Below are 16423 nucleotides of genomic sequence, written 5' to 3'. Positions count from 1 at the left end.
GCTCGGGTCGTTCTACCGCCAGTATCGATGGCATGACCGACGAAGCTGCCCAGTCCCGCGAAGCTTCCGGGTCGTCGCAGGACGCTCCGGCACCTTCCGCCGTTCCGCCGCCGTACGAGGCGCCGGCCGCGGACGCGCCGCCCGCGGCCGACCCGCCGCCCCCGCCACCGCCCGGTTCCGCTCCCCCGCCCGGTGCCGCTCCTCCACCCTGGTTCGGTACGGGCGAGGACGGTCCTTCCTTCTCCCGCGAGAAGTTGATCCGCCCCACCCGCGGCAGGTACGTCGCCGGTGTCTCCGGAGCGATCGCCAACGCCACCAACACCGACCCGGTGCTGTGGCGTGTCGTGCTGGCCGTGCTCGGCTTCTTCGGCGGCGTCGGGGTGCTGATCTACCTGATCGGCTGGCTGCTGATCCCGGCCGAGAACGACACCGCCTCGCCGATCGAGTCGCTGCTGGGACGCGGTCGCTCGGCGATGCAGCCGCTGTCGATCGTGCTGCTGAGCGGGGCCGCCATCCTGACCTTCGCCTTTGTCGTCCGGGACGGCTTCCGCGCCACCCTGCTGGCGGCGGCGGTCCTGGTCTGCGGCGCGCTGCTGCTCAAGCGGGGCAACAAGCTGAACGCGAACCGGTCCACAACGGCTCCGGCACCGGCCGGCACGTGGTCCGCGGCGACCGCTGCCCCGTTTCCCCCGGCGCCGACGACCCCGCCGGCCACGCCCGCTGATCAGAAGGCAGACGAACCCACGATGGCGTACCCGGCCGCGGCCGCACCGGCCGACGAACCGCTGACCGCACCGCTGCCTCCGCAGCCGCCCAACTATGAGCCGCCGAACTACGCGCCGCCGAACTACGAGTCGCCGAACTACGCGCCGCCGGCCTACCAGTCGCCGCAGCCGCCGAACTACACGCAGGCCGCGTACATCCCGCCGACCGGTGGCTACCGGCCGCCGTTCGCACCGCACGGGCCGTGGGCGCAGCAGTCCGCCGGACCGGCCGTGCACCCGCCGGCGCCGCCGAGGCCTCCGCGACCCCCGAAGCCGAAGCGGGAACGCTCGAAGCTCGGCCGCATCACGTTCTTCATGATCGTCATGGTCATGGGTCTGCTGGCCCTGATCGACCTGGCCGGCGTGAACGTCGCGGTCTCGGCGTACTTCGCCGCCGCACTGACCACGGTGGCGCTCGGCCTGATCGTGGGCGCCTGGTTCGGCCGGGCCCGGGGACTCATCTTCCTGGCCGTGCTGACCAGCCTCGGCCTGGCCGTCTCCAGCGGCACCGAGACCTGGGGCGCCGAGCTCGGCACCAGCTCCTACCGGCCGCAGAGCATCACCGCGGTCGCGGACCGCTACGACTTCACCATCGGTACGGCCACGCTGGACCTGCGTGCCGTCGACTTCACCAACCAGCAGCAGGTCACCACGGTCGCCATGAACCTCGGCCAGCTCAAGGTCCTGCTGCCGGACAACGTCGACACCACCACGACCGTACGCATGGACGGCGGCCGGGTGCAGTTGTTCGGCCGCGAGTGGGGTGGGAACGACCTGGGCTCCCAGGCGGTCACCGATCTGGGCGCGGACGGCGCCGGCGGTGGCACCCTGACTCTGAACATCGAGATGAACACAGGCGACGTGGAGGTGACCCGATGAAGCCGCACCGCACCGATGGCATCTCACTGAGTTTCGGACTGATCTTCCTGCTCATCGCGGGCTGGTGGGCGATCACCCGGGTGATGTCCGTCCACCTGCCCGCCGCGGGCTGGCTGGTGGCCGGCGGGCTGATCCTCTTCGGTGTGATCGGGCTGCTGGGTGCGATCCGCTCCGGCAAGCGGACCGAGGTGCCCGCGCCGGTGCAGGCCGAGGCCCAGGTGGAGACGCCCGGGGACCTGCCGCCCGAGATGCACGCCGACATCGTCCGCGAACTGCTGGACAACCCGGCCGACCGGGTCGACCTGCACCCGGCCTACCTGTCCCACCCGGTCTCGACCCCGCCGGCGCCGCAGTCCCCGGCCGCACCGCCCGCCGAGACGGACAAAAAAGACAACTGACGGTCCGCGGGTCACACCAACGGGTGGGGCCCGCGGACCGCGCAATATGCTCTTCGAGCAGAGGAAATCCCCAGCGCGAGGAGCCCGCACCGCCATGACGCCGTTTCCCGCCGTGTCCACCGCTCCCGTGACCGGCGTCGGGCCGCGCGCCGCCCGCGCCCTCACGGCCGAGTTCGCCCGCCACAACGCCGCCACGACGGCCCTGGTCATCGCGGCCGACCACTCGTCGTCCGTCGTGGCCGCCGCCGTCGAGGCACTGCTCCCCGGTGACACGCTGACCCTGGTCGCCGGCGAACGCAGCACGGCCGACCTGCTCCGCGACCACATCACCGGGCTGGGCAGCTGGATCTCCGACCGGGTCCGCATCCTGGACTCGCTCGCCGAGGCCGACCCGGCCGACGTGGTCATCCTCGGTGAGCCGCTCACCGGCACGGCCGAGGAGACCCGCGCGGTCCTGGAGAGCCTGACCAAATATCTGAACGAAGGCGCGGTCGTCTCCGTCGCCACCCCCGCGGTGCCCGGCCGTACCGGCGGTGCTGCCGCCGAACTGTTCCGGCAGAGCGCCCTCTTCGGGGTCGGCTCCGACCTCGTCACCCGCAACCAGCCGCCGCTGCGGGTCCACAAGCTGCGCTTCAGCCAGGCCGACACCGCGGTGGCCGCGACGCTGGCGCCCGCGTACAGGCCGTCGAGCGTTCCGGTGACCCGGACCATGCACATCGACTCGAACGGTGTTGCTGCTGCCGGTATTGCCCTCGGGCTGGCGGCGGTGGCGCGGGCAGCCCGGCCGAAGTCGAAGTTGTGGCTGCTGCCGGCCGTGCTCGCCGCGCCTGTGGCCGCGTTCTTCCGGGACCCGGAGCGGGATGTCCCCGCCGATGCTCGGTCGATCGTGGCGGCCAGTGACGGGCGGGTTCTGTCGGTCGAGCGCATGACCGACGAGCGGCTCGGCGAAGGTGAATTCCTCCGGATCGCTGTTTTCCTGTCGGTGCTGGACGTGCATGTTAACCGGGTGCCGGTTGCTGGACGGGTCACCGATTACTTCGTGATCGATGGCGGCTATGCCAATGCCATGACCGCGGCTGCTGAGCACAATGTGGCGGCTTACACGGTTCTGGATACAGACCACGGGACGGTGGCTGTTGCGCAGCGTACTGGGCTGATTGCTCGTCGTATCGTGCAGCGGGTGCCGGTGGGGACTCTGGTGGCTCGCGGCGAGCGGATGGGGTTGATCCGGTTCGGGTCTCGCACCGACGTCTATCTTCCCGCTGACCGGGCTGAGGCCGTTGTTGCGGTTGGGGACAAGGTCGTTGGGGCCAGCTCCGTGATCGCGCGCTGGCTGAGCTAAATGGCTCCGCTTCGCTTCGCCGGCACTTCGCCCCAGGGGCAGTCGGTGTCGAGTGCACCAAAACAAGCCACGGCAAAGGGCGCCTAGCTTGTTTTGGCACCCTCGACACCGACGGGCGAAGTGCGACTCTGGTTGCGGCTTGACCACGTTGGGGTTGGGGCCGTAATCAGGTTCGCCACCCGGGCGGGGTGGGCTTTGTGGGCAGGTGGACGAGCCCTGCTTACTGGACACGTCGAGTGCTCTCAGGACATGAAAAAGCCGGTCCCGCGTTGGCGGGACCGGCTTTTTGGGTGCTTGGTCAGGCGATTCGCTTGGCTCTGGCCCACATGATGGGGCCGCTGAAGAGGTAGGCGGCTACGACCATGACGAAGGTCAGTTCGGCGTTGATGAGGGCGGCGCCGATGGGGAGCAGCCACAGCCACATGGGGAGTTTCACGAGCTGGGCGACCTTGGCGTACGGGAAGCTCGAGACCATGGCGATCGCCAGGAGGGCTACGCCGCCGACCACGACGATGCCGGGCATCGGCAGGTCGAGGAGCACGGTCAGTGCCAGGACGGCCGCAGCCATCGTCGTGGGGACGCCGGAGAAGAAACGGCCGTCCTTGGGCGAGACGTTGAAGCGGGCCAGGCGGATCGCGGCGCAGCCGGCGACCAGGACGCAGGCGATCGCGGCGAACGCGGTCGGCACGCTGTGCGCGAGCGAGGCGTAGACCACGACCGGCGCGGCCAGGCCGAACGAGCACATGTCGGCGAGCGAGTCCATCTGGGCGCCGAACGGGCTGGAGACGCCCAGCTTGCGGGCCAGGGCGCCGTCGAGCCCGTCGAAGCCGACGCAGGCCACCAGGCAGGCGGCCGCGATCCGGACGTCGCCGTGCATGGCCAGGAAGATCGCGAGGAGGCCGAGCCCGAGGCTGGCCAGGGTGCAGGCGTTGACCAGCGCGAAGCTGACCTGCCGGCGCAGGGTGTGCTCACCCGGCAGCAGCGAGGCGGAATCGGCCTCGACGACGGCCGGCTGGGCCATCGCCACGGGTCCGTGGCTGCTTCCCGAGGTCGCCACGGTGCGACCGCGGGCGTACGACGGGGACGGGAGAAGGTCTGTGCCGGTGTAGATCACCTCAGCCCGGGTGGCCGTGGCGGCGCGGCCGGCATCGCCGGACCTGCGTCCCACGCGCACCAGCAGGGCCTGCCGAGCGATCGTTCCGCTACGGCGCAGCCGGCCTGCCCAACGACGTCCGGCGGGACGGGGACTATCCGTCGTACGACGCCGGCGCCAAGGGGTTCTCGGCACGTGCTCCTCCATCTGGGGGTTGGAAGCCCCGCCGGCTATGGCCGGTCCGGGGGTGCTGCCCTACGCCCGTACGTCTACGGACAGTTATGTCGGGCGGGTTACACAATCGCATAGCCGAGCGGTCTTGGCGATAGACCTCGTAGACCTCATCAGCCGTCCTGTGCAACGACGTCCTCTGGAGTTTTCATCCTCCGACGGGCGCGGGAGGCACGCACGCTGCCTGGCCCTGTGACGAGTCTAACCGAGGCTTTCCAGGACGATCACCGATGAGCTGTTTCCTCCGCGAGCCGACCGGCCGCAGCCCGGGTGACCTCGGTCAACGGCATTTCACTCACCGTGGCGAGGTCGAACCAGCCCGCCGCGGCCGTGGAACCACCTTTTTCCTCCGTCACCACTGGTTCTGTCGGCACGTCGACCAGAACCCTGAACAGGACACGGACGACGTGCCAGTCGATCGGCACCCCTTCCGGGCCGAGCTCCGCGGGGCTGTGCCGGTGCGAGGTGCCCAGCAGTTCCGTCACCCGTCCGTGCTGGCCGGTCTCCTCGAGGATCTCGCGGGCCAGGGCCGCCTCGGGTAGTTCACCGTGATCCGTGCCACCGCCGGGAAGGTGCCACAGGCCGGCGCCCGGGTAGCCGGCGGAGATCTGAGTGAGCAGCATCCGGCCCGCCGGATCGGTGACCACGCCGTACGCCCCGAAGCGCTGGCCACGCCCCGGAGTGCGGGCGACAATCTCGTCGGGGTCGTCCGGAATGTCGGAAGCGGTGTCGGGCAGGCCCAGGACGCGGGCCGTGAACGGCATCAGCGGCAGCCCGTCCGGCCGGCGCCACTCGACCAGGTCGGTCGTGCCCTCGGCCTCGTTGCGCAGGCTCCCGCCGACCGGTTCGACGTCGTAGATGATCCGGTCGGTGTGCTCCCACGTGTCGGTGCCCGGCAGCCGGAACACGTCCGCGGTCACCGAGCGCAGGCCGATCCTGCTCACGACCAGGCCGGTCTCCTCGGCGAACTCCCGGACCACCGTGTCGTCGGGGTCCTCCCCCTGCTCGACACCACCGCCCGGCAGGGTCCACAGACCCTGGAACGTCGAGAGGTGCGAGTTGCGGGCGAGCAGGACCCGGCCGGCGCTGTCGCGGCAGACGCCGTACGCGCCGATTCGTCTGACCTTCACACCTCTCAGGCTAGCTTCGCCGCCCGCAGGGCCTCGGCAGTCACCTCGGTCAGCTGGTCGGCGGGGAGCTCGGCGACCTCCTTGAGGGCCATCCAGCAGGCCTCGGAGGTCGATCCGCCGACGTCCTTCACGCTCACCTCGGTGGGCGCGTCGACGAGGACCCGGTAGAACGCCCGGACACCGTGCCAGTCGATCGGGTAGCCCTCGGGGCCCAGCGACGCCGCGTCGCGGTGGCTGGCGACGCCCAGCAGCTCGATGAGGCGGCCCTCCTGGCCGGTCTCCTCGACCAGCTCGCGGATCAGGGCCGTGCCGGGCTGCTCGCCGTAGTCGGTGCCGCCGCCGGGCAGGTGCCAGCAGCCGGCCCCGGGGTATCCCGGGGCGATGCGGGTGAGCAGCAGGCGATCCTGCGGGTCGGTGGCGATCGCGTACGCCGCGAAGCGCTGCGCGCGGTGCAGCCCGTCCGGGCCGGCGACGGCGTAGAAGGACGGGAAGTCGGGTGTCTCCTCGGGCCGCAGGTCGGCCGAGGCGGCGGAGAGACCCAGCGCGGCGGCGGTGAACGGCCGCAGGCGCAGCCTCTCCGCCTCCTCCAGGGTGTGCCAGCGGGCCAGGTCGGTGGGCTGGCCGATGCGGTCGTAGAGGTTGCCACCACGGATCGACACCTCGTAGACGAGGCGGTCGGTGTGGATGGTGACGCCGCGGTGCGGCAGGGACCTCATGTCGGCGAGGACGTCACGCAGACCGGTGACGGCGACGGACAGACCGGTCTCCGCGGCGGTCTCGCGGACGACGGTGTGGTTCGGGTCCTCACCGTGGTCGACGGCACCGCCGGGCAGCGACCACACGCCGGGGGTGCCGGAGCGTGCCGAGGCACGGACGAGTAGGACGCGGCCTTGGGGATCGGTCGCGACGGCGTAGGCCGCGATCCTGCGGAGCGGCTCCAGAGCGGGGGTCACGTGTCGGCATTCTGCCCGGATTATGTTACCTCCAGAAAACGTCTGTCGGATTCCTGACAGGACGATAGCCCACAGTAATCGCTGATCAGGGCGGTTCTCCGCACCGAACGCACCCGGGTCGTAACAGACAGCAAACCCCGCGAATCACCCATCCCGCAGGGACGAATCAGGGTCGGAATCGGGGCTCTCACCGAGGCGGCAAGGGGCCGCCACGACGCACGCTGGTGACATGACTCAACCGACTGTCGCCCCGTACAAGCAGCTCCGCCGCCCCCTCGACGACCGCATCGTGGCGGGCGTCTGCAGCGGGCTCGGGCGTTACCTCGGTGTGGACCCCGTGCTGGTCCGCGTCGGCTTCGCCGTGCTCACCGTCATCACCTGGGGCACGGCCGCGCTCGCGTACCCGATCATGTGGTTCATCATGCCGGAGGAGCCCGCCGAGGCCGCGCCGCCGGCACCGCCGTGGCGCGACCCCGCCGACCCGACCTGGGGTCAGCCGCCCACGCAGTGAGCGGTCACTCCCACTCGATCGTGCCCGGCGGCTTGCTCGTCACGTCGAGGACCACCCGGTTGACCTCGGGCACCTCGTTGGTGATGCGGTTCGAGATCTTGGCGACGACGTCGTACGGCAGACGTGACCAGTCCGCGGTCATGGCGTCCTCGCTCGAGACCGGCCGCAGCACGACGGGGTGCCCGTAGGTCCGGCCGTCGCCCTGCACACCCACGCTGCGGACGTCGGCCAGCAGCACCACCGGGAACTGCCACACCTCGCGGTCCAGGCCGGAGGCGGTCAGCTCCTCACGGGCGATCAGGTCGGCGGCGCGCAGCACGTCGAGCCGCTCCCGGTCGACCGCGCCGATGATGCGGATCGCCAGGCCCGGACCCGGGAACGGGTGCCGCTGCACGATCTCCTCCGGCAGGCCCAGCTCGGCACCGAGCGCGCGCACCTCGTCCTTGAAGAGGGTGCGCAGCGGCTCGATCAGCGCGAACTGCAGGTCGTCCGGCAGGCCACCGACGTTGTGGTGCGACTTGATGTTCGCCGTCCCGGTGCCGCCGCCCGACTCCACCACGTCCGGGTAGAGCGTGCCCTGCACCAGGAACTCGATGTGCCGCTCGGCGTCGAGGTCCCGCGCGGCGCCCTCGAACGTACGGATGAACTCGCGTCCGATGATCTTGCGCTTCTGCTCCGGGTCCGTGACACCGGCCAGGTGACCGAGGAACGTCTCCTCGGCGTCGACCACCACGAGCCGGATGCCCGTCGCCGCGACGTAGTCCTTCTCCACCTGCTCGGCCTCACCGGCGCGCAGCAGCCCGTGGTCGACGAAGACGCAGGTGAGCTGGTCACCGATGGCCTTGTGCACCAGCGCCGCGGCCACCGCCGAGTCGACACCGCCGGACAGCCCGCAGATGACCTGCTTGTCACCGACCTGCTCGCGGATAGCGGCGACCTGGTCGTCGATGATGTTGGCCGAGGTCCAGGTCGGCTCGAGGCCCGCGATGTCGTAGAGGAACCGCTGGAGCATCTCCTGCCCCTGCTGGGTGTGCGCCACCTCGGGGTGGAACTGCACGCCGGCCCGCCGCGTCGCCAGGCTCTCGAAGGCCGCCACCGGCGCACCCGGCGAGGAGGCGGTCACCGTGTAACCGGTCGGCGCCTCGGTGACCGAGTCGCCGTGCGACATCCAGACCGGCAGATCCGCGGGAAGCTCCCGCATCAGCGTCCCGGCCTCGGACAAAGGCGACAGCAGCGTACGCCCGTACTCCCGTGCGCCGGTGTGCGCGACGGTGCCGCCGAGCGCCTGCGCCATCGCCTGGAAGCCGTAGCAGATGCCGAAGACGGGCACGTCGTGCTCGAACAGGGCTGCGTCCAGGGACGGTGCTCCCGTCTCGTACACACTGGACGGTCCGCCGGACAGGATGATCGCCGCGGGGTTCTTGGCGAGCATCTCGGCGACCGGCATCGAGTGCGGCACGATCTCCGAGTAGACCCGCGCCTCGCGGACCCGGCGGGCGATCAGCTGGGCGTACTGGGCGCCGAAGTCGACAACAAGAACCGGACGCGGTGTGCTCATGGAGCGCGAGTTTACTTGCGTCAGCGGTACCACTTCCGGGCCGGGGCGTACCGGACGTTGCCGGCCCTGTCGTAGGCCCGGACCTGCACCGTCATGACCTTGCCGTACTTCCACGTCTGCACCGGGAACTTCCGGACGGTGCCGGCGTACCAGTAGGTGACCTTGCCGTCGACGAGGAGCTCGACGCGCTTGATCCCGTGGGCGTCGGCGGCCGTCGCCGTGACGTACCGGGTCTTGCGGACGCTGCGGGTGCCGTTGGCTGTGGTGCTGGTCGCCCGGACGGTCGGGGCCTGGTTGTCGACGGTCACACGGCGGGTGGCGGTCGCCACGTTGCCGCTGTAGTCGTAGGCGCGCAGACCCAGCGCAACGGTCGCGGCCGGGGCGGTGGTGCGCCAGGAGAACGCGTACGGGGCCACGCGGTCCGTGGCGACGACAACGCCGTCGGCGAGCAGCTCGACCCGGGCGATGCCGATGTTGTCGGTCGCCCGTGCCGTGACGCCGACCGTGCCGTGCACGTAGGCGTTGCCGCCCGGTGTGACGAAGGACGCCGCCGGGACGACGTGGTCGTCGCCGCTCAGGACGGCGAGTGCGGTCGCGGCGTTGATCCGCCCCGACGACGAGGCGACCCAGTTGCCGGAGATCTTGGTGGCGGTCGTGGTCAGCGCCGCACGGATCGCCGCGGAGGTCGGGGCCGGGCTGGTCGAGGCGAGCAGAGCGGCAACACCGGAGACGAACGGTGTGGCCGAGGACGTGCCGCAGAACTGCCCGACCAGGCCGTTGCGGGCCTGCGCCGGGTTGCAGCCGGGTGCGGCGATGTCGACCCAGCTGCTGCCGTAGTTCGACCACGAGTACCGGCTGTCGTTCGACGTGGAGGCGCCGACGGCGAGCACGGCCGGGATCGCCGCCGGGTAGTGCTGCGACGACTTCCCGTCGTTGCCGGCGGCCGCGATGACCAGCGCACCCTTGCCGGTGGCGTACGCGACCGCGTCCCGCAGCAGCTGGCTGTCGGAGGCGCCGCCGAGCGAGAGGTTGATGATGTCCGCGCCCTTGTCGGCGGACCAGCGGATGCCCTGCGCGATGTTGCTGTAGCTGCCCGCACCGGACGAGTCGAGGACCTTGACGGGCAGGATCTTGCAGTACCAGCAGATGCCCGCGACGCCGACACCGTTGTTGCCGCCCGCCGCGATCACACCGGCGGTCATCGTGCCGTGGCCCTGATCGTCGTCGGGGTTGCTGTCGTTGTTGACGAAGTCCTTGCCGGCGAGCACACGCCCGGAGAGGTCGGGCAGCTTCTTCACACCGGTGTCGACCACTGCCACGACGATGCCGCCGGAACCCTTCGTGGTGTCCCAGGCGCGGTTGACCCCGGTCTTCGTGATGCCCCACTGGTCGGAGTAGTACGGGTCGTCGGGGGTGACCGCGGCGATCCGGGCGACCTGGTCCCGCTCCACGTACGCGACCGCGGGGTCGGCCCGCAGCACGTCGGCGGCCTCGGCGACCTGGTCGGCGGGCACGTCGACGGTGACCGCCCCGGTCAGCGGCTCACTGGCGACGACGTCGACGCGGCGCTCGAGCGGCGTGACCACGTCGGTGACGCTGCGCAGCCCGACGATGAGCGAGACGGGTGCCTCGTCCGCCGGTGCCGCGACGGCGGGAGCACCCACCAGCGCGAAGCCACCCACCAGGAAACCGACAGCCAGAGCCCGCAATGTCATGACGACCACGGTCGGGCCCGTCCGGTGGAAAGGTCGGACCGTCATGGTTGCTATCGGGTAGCAGAAAGCCCTCGCCGGGAGCGCTCGGCGAGGGCTTTCTGTTCAGAGCTGGGTCAGCGCGTGTAGTTGCGCGTCGCCTCGTACTTGATGTTCCCGGCGAGGTCGACCGCCCGGATCTGGACCTTCATCTTCGTCGGCTGCTTCGAGGCGGTGAAGCTGAAGTTGTACGGGGAGGTGGTGTCCGTCTGGATCACCTTGCCGTTCATCAGCATCTCGACGCGGCGCATGCCGTAGGTGTCGGAGGCGGTGACCGCCAGCTTCACCGTGCCGGAGACCTTTGCCTTGTCCTTCGGCCCGCTGGTGATCTTCACGGTGGGCAGGCCGTTGTCGGCGACGATCGTGCGGTCGAAGGTCGCCTTGTTGCCGGCCTTGTCCCAGACGCGGATCTGCATCTTGACCGTGCCGTTCTTGCCCGCGGTGTTGTACGGCAGCGAGTACGGAGCCGTCCGGTCCTGCGACTTGTAGACGCCGTCGACGTAGAGGTCGACGTTGCGCACACCGGACCACGCGTCGCCGACACCGGTCGGGACGACGTTGAAGGTGCCCTTCATGCGCCAGTTCTCACCCGGGGTGGAGATGCCCGTGATCGTCGGCGGGTCGAGCTCGGTGCCGATCGTCAGCAGCTTGTTCGCGTCGAGCATGCCGTACCGCGCCCAGCTGCCGTTGGCGAGCGGGCGGGCCGAGACCAGCAGCGCGCGGGAGAGGGACCAGCCGGTGTACTCCGGGTGCACGGCCTTGAGCAGACCGGCCGCACCGGAGACCATCGGCGCCGAGAACGACGTGCCGGCCTCACCCGTGTGGTAGTTGCCGAAGCGGTCCATCGTGGTCACGATGCCCGGCGCGGCCATGTCGACCCACGTGTCGCCGGACTTGTTGAAGCTGGAGAAGTCGGCGCGGGCGTCGGAGTTCCGGGCCGTGGCACCGACGGCGAGCACGTCGGTCAGCGCCGCCGGGTACTGCTTGGTGTTCTTCTGGGTGGTCAGGCCCGCGTTGCCGGCGGAGGCGACGACCAGGACACCCTTGAGGTTCGCGTACGCGACCGCGTCGGTGAGGACCTGGCTGGTGGAGGTGCCGCCGAGCGACATGTTGATGATCTTCGCGCCGTGGTCGGTGGCCCAGACGATGCCCTTGGCGACGTTGCTGTCGTACCCGGCACCGGTCTTGTCGAGCACCTTCACCGGCAGGATCGCGCAGGTCCAGCAGGCGCCGGCCATGCCCGCGTTGTTGTTGCCACGACCGGCGATCAGCGAGGCGACCATCGTGCCGTGGCCGTAGTCGTCAGCCGCGTTGGTGTTGTTGCTGACGTAGTTGTAGCCCGGCAGCACCGCACCCGACAGGTCGCCGACACTCGTCACACCGGTGTCCAGCACCGCGATCTTGACCGCGCTGCTGCCCTTGGTGGTCTCCCACGCGGCGGGCAGCTTGACCTGGTCGACCTCACCCTGGTGGCCGTCGGTGTACATCGGGTCGTCCGGGCTCACGTCGTAGGCCTTGCGCACCTGGTCGACCTCGACGTACGCGACGTCGGGGTTCGCCTTCAGGGCCGCGATGACCGAAGCCTTGCGCGCCGCGGAGACCTCGACGGTCTGCGCGCGCAGGGCCGACATGGCCTTCTGGGCCGGGCCGTTGGCGTCCATCGTCCGCACGCCCATGGAGGAGACAGCGCCGGCCGCGGTCGCGGCCTCGGGGGCGTTCGCCTTGAGACCGACGACCAGCCGGACAGGCCCGGCGGGGGTCTCGCCCGCGAGCGCCCAGGTCGAGACTCCGGCCATCGTCACGACCACCGCCGCGGACAGCGCACTGACGGTCACCCGTCGTGAGACGTGCTTCATGTAGGACGTGCCTCCCCGTGTCCGACCCACCCCTCGGCGAATCGCGGCGGTCAGCGTAAGGCCGATCACCCGTATTTCCATGCCCCGTTCCAGTACGCGAGATCTTGAGGCATTGAGCAGGGTGTGGACGTCACCTACTGTTTCCACCATGCGGACCAACAAGACCCTGTGGGTGGTAGTAGGTGCGGTCGTGGTGCTCCTGCTGGCCGGAGCGGGGATCGTCGTGGCCCTCCGGAGCGGCTCCGACGAGCCGGATCCGGTCGCCGCGCCCAGCGCCGGTCCGCCCTCGGCGCCGCCGGCCTCGGCGAGCCCGGCCCCGCCACCGGGCGCCGACATCACCGGTCCGCTCGACGTCCTGATCCTCGGCGTCGACACCCGGGTCAGCATCCCGGACTGGCAGCCGCACGCCGACGCCATCATGCTCCTGCACGTCGATGCCGATCTCAAGTCCGGATACCTCTACTCGCTCCCCCGGGATCTGCGCGTCGACGTGCCCGCATTCGCCAAGAACGGTTTCGACGGCGGAAACCACAAGCTCACCGAGGCGATGAGTTACGGCGCACGGGTCAGAGGCACCGACAAACCGAACGTGGAGCAGGGGTACGAGTTGCTCGCGCGGACGATCGAGAAGTACACCGGCATCAAGAAGTTCGACGCCGGCGCGATCCTGACCTTCAACGGGCTCAGCAAACTCACCGACGCCCTCGGCGGTGTCACCCTGAAGATCGACCAGAAGGTGCAGTCGCAGCACCGGCGCCCCGACGGCACCTCCCGCACGCTGCGCTCGGGCGGCGGCGGATACGTCGGCCCGCAGGCCACCTACCTGCCCGGCACCCGCAAGCTCGTCGGCTGGCAGGCGATCGACTACGCCCGTCAGCGGTACACCGCCGGCGGCGACTACACCCGGCAGCGGCACCAGCGGCAGCTCGTCAAGGCGCTGCTCACCCAGGCCGAGGACTCCGGACTCGCCACCGACCAGTCCAAACTGCAGTCGGTGCTCACGGCGCTGGGCGACACCCTGGTCTACTCCGGCGAGCGCACACCGATCGAGTACGCGTACGCGCTGCGCGACCTCACGCCCTCGCAGCTGACCCTGGTCGGGCTGCCCGGCGCTTCGGTGTCCAACGGCGGTGGTTACATCGGTGAGCAGCTGACCACCAAGGGGCGCGGCTTCCTCAAGGCACTCAACGCCGGCACCGCCGACGCGTACCTCGCGAAGAACCGCGACCTGATCAATAAGTAGGGCGGGTCTTCCCGAACAACCACTGCTCGAAAAGGTCACCGAGGTCCTTGCCCGAGGCCTTCTCCGCGGCGGCGATGAAGTCCTCGGTCGTGACCGTGCCGTCGCGGTTGTCGGCCGGCCACGACTTGAGCAGGGCGAAGAACGCCTTGTCGCCCATGGCCTTGCGCAGGGCGTGCACGGTCATCGCGCCGCGGATGTAGACGGCGTCGCTGAAGAGCCGCTTGGCGCCCGGATCGCCGGGCGGGGTCGACCAGTCGAACGCCGCGTAGACCCGGTCGAACGACTGCTGAACGGTCCGCCCGCCCTCGTGCTCGCTCCACAGCCACTCCGCGTAGGTCGCGAAGCCCTCGTTGAGCCAGATGTGCTGCCAGCGGTCCAGGGCGACGCTGTCGCCGTACCACTGGTGGGCCAACTCGTGCGCGACGACGGAGACGTCGGCGCCGCCCTTGAAGAAGGTGTTGCCGTAGACCGGGCGTGACTGCGTCTCCAGCGCGTACCCGACCCGGTCGTCGTCGAGCACCACACCGCCGTACGCGTCGAACGGGTACGGGCCGAACTGCGTCTCCAGGTAGTCGGCGACCTCACCGGTGCGCGCCATCGCCCGCGCGGCGTTGCTGGTCGGCGGCAGCGACTCCGGGATCGCGATGACCATCGGCTTGCCCTTGTGGGTACTGGTCTGCACGCGGTACTGCCCGATCGCCACGAAGGCCAGATAACTCGCGAGCGGCTTCTGCTCTTTCCACGTCCACGTGGTCCAGCCGCCGGCGGTCTCGCGCGGGCCGGGCACACCGTTGCCGATCGCCTCGGTCCCGTCGGGAACGGTCATCGACAGCGCGAGGGTCGCCTTGTCCGACGGGTGGTCGTTGACCGGGAACCACGTGCTCGCCGATTCCGGCTGACCGAGCGCAAAAGCACCGTCCTTGGTACGCAGCCAGCCGCCGACACCGAGCGCCTCGTTGTTCAGCGCCTCGGGCTTCCCGCTGTAGTCGACAACCACGGTGAACGCGGTGCCGGTGCGGATCCCGGCCGCCGGCGTGACCACAAGCTCGTCGCCGTCCGCCGCACTCGTGGCCGCCTGCCCGTCGACGGTCACCTTGCTCGCCTTGAGCCGCGCCAGGTCGAAGTTGAACCGCGCCAGATCCTGCGTCGCCGTCGCACTGATCGTCGCCGTCCCACCCAGCTCACCGCTCGCGGGGTCGTACCGCAACTTCAGGTCATACCCGGCAACGTCATAACCCCCGTTCCCGTACGTGGGAAAGTACGGGTCCCCGATCCCCTCACCCCCGGCCCCAAAACTCGGCGCAACGGACGGAGAGGCCGCCGACGGAGACGGATCGGGCTTGTCATCCGCCGAGCAACCAGCCAACGCCAGCACCACGACGGTCGCGACAGCCACCGGAGCCCTACGCATGTGCCCTCCCCAGCTCAAGTGGAACCGACGGTACGCAGGGCAGGCGAAAGCGCGGCGAAGCCGCGGCAGGTTCTACCGAGCAATCAGCCGGCAATCGGCGGGAGCGACGGTCAGTGCCATGCAACCAGGCACGACATGAACTGGCCCTTGAACTCGATCCGGCTCTTGATCCTCAGCGGTCGAGGACGAGCGAGACCTTCTGGAATTCCTTGACGTCGTGGTAGCCGCACTTGGCCATGGCCCGGCGGAGGCCGCCGAACAGATTGAGCTGGCCGTCGGGGCGGTTGGCCGGGCCGTAGAGCAGCTCTTCGAGGCTGCCGTCGGGCTCGCCGGCGATGCAGAAACCGCCACGCGGGAGCTTCGGGTGGCTGGCCGCGGAGTGCCACCACGCGCCGCCGGCCGGGGCGCCCTCGGCGAGCGAGAGCGGCTCGCCCAGCATGACCGCGTCGGCGCCGCAGCCGATCGCCTTGGCGATGTCACCCGACGTCTGGATGCCGCCGTCGGCGATGAGGTGCACGTAACGGCCACCGGTCTCGTCCAGGTAGTCCCGGCGGGCGGCCGCGGCGTCGGCGATCGCGGTGGCCATCGGGACGCGGATGCCGAGCACAGTGTCCGTTGTGGACCACTCGTCGGCGCCGATGCCGACGATGACACCGGCCGCACCCGTGCGCATGAGGTGCAGCGCCGTCTTGTAATCGGTGCAGCCGCCGACGATGACCGGCAGGTCGAGGTCGGCGATGAACTCCTTGAGGTTCAGCGGCTCGTCCGTTGTGGACACGTGCTCGGCCGAGACCAGCGTGCCCTGGATGACGAGCAGGTCGACACCCGCGTCGAGGATGACCGGGGCCAGCGCCAGCGTGTGCTGCGGCGACACGCGGACGGCGACGGTGACGCCGCCCTCGCGCATCACGCGGACCCGCTCGGCGATGAGCTCCGGCCGGATCGGCTCCGAGTAGACCTCCTGCAGACGCTTGGTCGCGTCCGCCTCCTCGTCGAGCGAGGCCAGCTCCTCGAGGATCTTGGTCGGGTCCTCGTAGCGGGTCCACAGACCCTCGGCGTTGAGCACGCCCAGGCCGCCGAGGCGGCCCAGCGCGACCGCGGACTGCGGGCTCATCGTCGCGTCCGACGGATGCGCGACGCAGGGGATCTTGAACGGGTACGCGTCCAGGCGCCACTCGGTGGACACGTCGTCCACGTCGCGGGTGCGCCGGCTCGGAACGATCGCGATGTCGTCCAGGTGATACCCGCGCTGGGCCGTCTTGCCCAGACCGATCTCCACCACGTCACGCATGTCGGATTACCT

The 16423-nt window shown here is 70.1% G+C and carries 13 protein-coding genes; 5 read left to right on the top strand and 8 right to left on the bottom strand.

Annotation, left to right across the window (positions count from 1 at the left end; all coding sequences use genetic code 11):
• Nucleotides 1-32 precede the first annotated feature (32 nt).
• The 3 genes from AFR_RS05070 (at nt 33) to AFR_RS05060 (ending at nt 3383) form a co-directional block, all read left to right on the top strand.
• On the top strand, nt 33-1643 hold the full coding sequence (locus AFR_RS05070) for a PspC domain-containing protein (RefSeq protein ID WP_023358363.1): 1611 nt from the start codon (nt 33-35) through the stop codon (nt 1641-1643).
• The gene (locus AFR_RS47630; RefSeq protein WP_023358361.1) at nt 1640-2041 is read left to right on the top strand and encodes a hypothetical protein; all 402 of its coding nucleotides are present in this window, start codon (nt 1640-1642) and stop codon (nt 2039-2041) included. The genes AFR_RS05070 and AFR_RS47630 overlap by 4 nt, the downstream gene beginning before the upstream one ends.
• A 94-nt stretch (nt 2042-2135) precedes the next feature.
• On the top strand, nt 2136-3383 hold the full coding sequence (locus AFR_RS05060; RefSeq protein ID WP_023358359.1) for a phosphatidylserine decarboxylase: 1248 nt from the start codon (nt 2136-2138) through the stop codon (nt 3381-3383).
• A 298-nt stretch (nt 3384-3681) separates the two neighbouring features.
• On the opposite strand, the gene AFR_RS05055 is transcribed toward AFR_RS05060, so the two are convergent.
• The 3 genes from AFR_RS05055 to AFR_RS05045 all read right to left on the bottom strand — a co-directional run bounded on the left by AFR_RS05055 (nt 3682) and on the right by AFR_RS05045 (nt 6790).
• Entirely contained in the window at nt 3682-4596 is a 915-nt protein-coding gene (locus tag AFR_RS05055) for a CDP-alcohol phosphatidyltransferase family protein (RefSeq protein WP_041841800.1), read from the bottom strand.
• A 335-nt stretch (nt 4597-4931) separates the two neighbouring features.
• Nucleotides 4932-5837 (bottom strand): NUDIX domain-containing protein, encoded by a 906-nt coding sequence (locus AFR_RS05050; RefSeq protein WP_023358355.1) that lies wholly within the window; start codon nt 5835-5837, stop codon nt 4932-4934.
• A 5-nt stretch (nt 5838-5842) separates the two neighbouring features.
• A complete protein-coding gene (locus tag AFR_RS05045; protein WP_023358353.1) occupies nt 5843-6790 on the bottom strand; it encodes an NUDIX domain-containing protein in 948 nt (315 codons plus the stop codon).
• 229 nt (nt 6791-7019) lie between these two features.
• Here AFR_RS05045 and AFR_RS05040 point away from each other — a divergent pair, with 229 nt between their 5' ends.
• A complete protein-coding gene (locus tag AFR_RS05040) occupies nt 7020-7301 on the top strand; it encodes a PspC domain-containing protein (RefSeq protein ID WP_023358351.1) in 282 nt (93 codons plus the stop codon).
• A 4-nt stretch (nt 7302-7305) separates the two neighbouring features.
• Here the strand turns inward: AFR_RS05040 and guaA are convergent, their stop codons facing one another.
• The 3 genes from guaA to AFR_RS05025 all read right to left on the bottom strand — a co-directional run bounded on the left by guaA (nt 7306) and on the right by AFR_RS05025 (nt 12466).
• Nucleotides 7306-8859: a glutamine-hydrolyzing GMP synthase gene (gene guaA / locus AFR_RS05035; protein WP_023358349.1), complete on the bottom strand. Its 1554-nt coding sequence runs from the start codon at nt 8857-8859 to the stop codon at nt 7306-7308.
• Between the two features lie 20 nt (nt 8860-8879).
• The gene (locus AFR_RS05030) at nt 8880-10574 is read right to left on the bottom strand and encodes a S8 family serine peptidase (protein ID WP_158510511.1); all 1695 of its coding nucleotides are present in this window, start codon (nt 10572-10574) and stop codon (nt 8880-8882) included.
• A 113-nt stretch (nt 10575-10687) separates the two neighbouring features.
• Nucleotides 10688-12466: a S8 family serine peptidase gene (locus AFR_RS05025; RefSeq protein ID WP_023358345.1), complete on the bottom strand. Its 1779-nt coding sequence runs from the start codon at nt 12464-12466 to the stop codon at nt 10688-10690.
• A gap of 148 nt (nt 12467-12614) precedes the next feature.
• Between AFR_RS05025 and AFR_RS05020 the strand changes: the two genes are divergently transcribed.
• The gene (locus AFR_RS05020) at nt 12615-13709 is read left to right on the top strand and encodes an LCP family protein (RefSeq protein ID WP_023358343.1); all 1095 of its coding nucleotides are present in this window, start codon (nt 12615-12617) and stop codon (nt 13707-13709) included.
• Here AFR_RS05020 and AFR_RS05015 read toward each other — a convergent pair.
• Together AFR_RS05015 and AFR_RS05010 are read right to left on the bottom strand one after the other, a co-directional pair.
• Nucleotides 13699-15120: a M1 family metallopeptidase gene (locus tag AFR_RS05015; protein ID WP_041840611.1), complete on the bottom strand. Its 1422-nt coding sequence runs from the start codon at nt 15118-15120 to the stop codon at nt 13699-13701. The two genes, AFR_RS05020 and AFR_RS05015, sit on opposite strands and share 11 nt — an antisense overlap.
• Nucleotides 15121-15292: 172 nt before the next feature.
• Nucleotides 15293-16411: a GuaB3 family IMP dehydrogenase-related protein gene (locus tag AFR_RS05010; protein WP_023358339.1), complete on the bottom strand. Its 1119-nt coding sequence runs from the start codon at nt 16409-16411 to the stop codon at nt 15293-15295.
• Between the last annotated feature and the right edge of the window lie 12 nt (nt 16412-16423).

Origin of the sequence: Amorphoplanes friuliensis DSM 7358, from assembly GCF_000494755.1 — a bacterium.
Lineage (GTDB): Bacteria > Actinomycetota > Actinomycetes > Mycobacteriales > Micromonosporaceae > Actinoplanes > Actinoplanes friuliensis.
This window is presented reverse-complemented; position numbering and strand designations above follow the sequence as displayed.